The following is a 1,810-nucleotide window of genomic DNA, read 5'->3' on the forward strand; positions in this document are numbered from 1 at the left end:
AAAGTCCAGCTAATAAATGTCAATAGAAAAATGAAAAAATTTTGATTTTATTATCTGACTAAAAAAGGGCGCACTTACCCCTTGGTGAAAATATCATTTTGTAAAAGATATTGTTTCGCTAAAGTTACAGTATTTTATGCAGCTACGTCGCATTTAGCAGCATTGTATTGTTTGATATGCTCCTGTGGAGTAATGATTTCAAAAGGTTTGTTGTCTCTGAGTATTGCAAATATCATATTGCATACTTTGTGTGAGACAGCCCCCATTGCTACCAGTTTTGGTTTTGATTCACATTTCTTGAGATAATAATCACGAAGAACCGGATTTTTGGCATCTCCTTTACGGGAGGTACTGATACTTTGTAAGGTTAATGTGTGAATCACACGTCTGGCTATAGCAGAACCACGCTTAGACATTTGAACTTTGGTGCCTTCAAATTTACCAGATTGTTTTACTGCAGGATCAAGACCGAAGTAAGCAAAAAGTTGCTTTGGCTTAGAAAATGCAGAAAAGTCACCAATCTCTCCCATGAGAGATACAGCAGATAAGAAACCAGCTCCTTTAAATGTTTCAATTAAGTGAATCTGTTTGACAAAGTCAGTATCCTCATTTGCATCAACAAGTTCATGCAGGGAATCAAGAATACGATTGATTTCTTCATCGTATTTACGGATGAAACTGATATAAAGGCGAATACGCTTGATGTTGCTATCTATGATATAACCGAACTCATTCGCTTCATTAGCGGCTTGAATAATGGCATTATACTTATTTTGAGCATATGTAAGTCCAAAGCGTGCAGTTGATTTAATGATACCAATAATCTCTTGTTTGTCTGCTTCAAGAAAAGCAGATGGAGAAGTATAAGTTTCCAATAATGTAAGAGATGTATTGATTGTAACCTTGGAAAAAATGCCAAGATACTGAGGAAACGCCATACGTAATTCGCCCTGGAGCTTATTCACATAAGCATTGCGGTTGTCCATTAAGTCGTAGTATTCACGACACAGGTTACGGCAGTTTAAGGCAAGATCAGACGGCATAAGAGAAAGCTTTAAATCAGGTTTTAAACCAACTAAAGCAGCCTTTTTAGAATCAAAACGGTCATTATGTACTTTTCTTATATTCATGTTTGTGCTATTCTTAGTGATGATAGGATTAATAACCGAGCAGTTAAAACCCTTATCACGAAGATAGCAGAAGAGTGGGTAATGATAAATTCCCGTGGATTCTAGGAAAATGCGACTTTCCAAAGAATACAACTCTTCTGCTTCTTTTATTTTAGAAACAGCGGTTGTAAGGGAATCCATGCTGCTATGTAGGATTTTATAAGGTTTTCCTACGAATTGTTGGTTTGGAAGTGCAATAGACATCCATGAGAAGTCAGCACCGACATCAATACCAACAGAGATGAATAATTCATCAAGATTAAAAATAATTTTGTTTGACATGAGCAATCGCTCCTTTCTGATAGGAATCCATTTCCAATCTGGCAGGTACACAACCTAGCGTGTTATTCGGGTATTGCCTTCCGGCTCCCAACCAGCTAAAACATAAAACCCTGTCGAATGGACTAATTGACTTTATTGCAGGTATCAGCTGAAGAATCAGCTTCCCAAGGAGGTCGACATTCTTTGTCCTATCCTAAGAGATAATACCTTATGCTTTATCTGATGTCTATCAGGAACCGTCAGACATGATAATTATTTATGATAACATCTGATGAAGGAAGAACACCTTCTTCTGTTATCTGATTTATAGAAACTTGTTAATTAAGTAGTCTTAATTGACTACATCATTATTATACTAG

At 36.5% G+C, this 1,810-nt stretch carries 1 protein-coding gene; it reads right to left on the minus strand.

Going from position 1 to position 1,810, the window contains the following annotated elements:
* Positions 1-134: 134 nt before the first annotated feature.
* The gene (locus tag FYJ58_RS14600) at positions 135-1,451 is read right to left on the minus strand and encodes an IS110 family RNA-guided transposase (RefSeq protein ID WP_154520392.1); all 1,317 of its coding nucleotides are present in this window, start codon (positions 1,449-1,451) and stop codon (positions 135-137) included.
* Between the last annotated feature and the right edge of the window lie 359 nt (positions 1,452-1,810).

This window comes from Velocimicrobium porci (assembly GCF_009696045.1).
In the GTDB taxonomy this organism is placed as follows: Bacteria; Bacillota; Clostridia; order Lachnospirales; family Lachnospiraceae; genus Velocimicrobium; species Velocimicrobium porci.